This is a genomic window from Vibrio sp. 2134-1, assembly GCF_033339495.1.
On record NZ_JAWOUS010000881.1, the window covers coordinates 1 to 536 of the forward strand.

Consider the following 536-nt stretch of genomic DNA (forward strand, 5'->3'; position numbering starts at 1 on the left):
ATATCGAAGGTATTGATAATGCAGAAAAAGTGGTGGATTACCAAACGCTGATTCGTGACAAAACGCCTGTCGGTGAAAAAGTCGCCATTGTTGGTGCTGGTGGTATTGGTGTTGATGTTGCGCCAATGATTACCGAGCCAGCTGGGCAAACGTTGGATGATTGGCTGCATGAATGGGGCATTGATAAAGAAATGTCGCAACCAGGTGGACTGTACCCATACCCAGACGCGGTGAGGGACAAAGAAGTGTGGGTGCTGCAACGTCGCAAAGGTCGTGTTGGTAAAGGACCGGGTAAAACGACAGGTTGGATCCATAAACGCACATTAGAAAAACGCGGAGTGCATCTGCTTGGTGGCGTGTCTTATGACAAAATTGATGACAACGGTTTACACATTCATGTAGATGGTAAGGCGCAGCTTGTAGAGGCTGATAAAGTCGTTATTTGTGCGGGACAGGAATCAGTACGTCCTTTTGAAGACAAGTGGTCTGAACTTGGTGAAAAACTGCATATCATAGGTGGTGCTGATCATGCCGGT

1 protein-coding gene is annotated in these 536 nt (G+C 47.2%); it reads left to right on the forward strand.

The window, feature by feature from the left end:
• A partial coding sequence (locus R7R78_RS29045) for an FAD-dependent oxidoreductase (protein ID WP_225474957.1) occupies positions 1–536 on the forward strand: 536 nt, incomplete at both ends.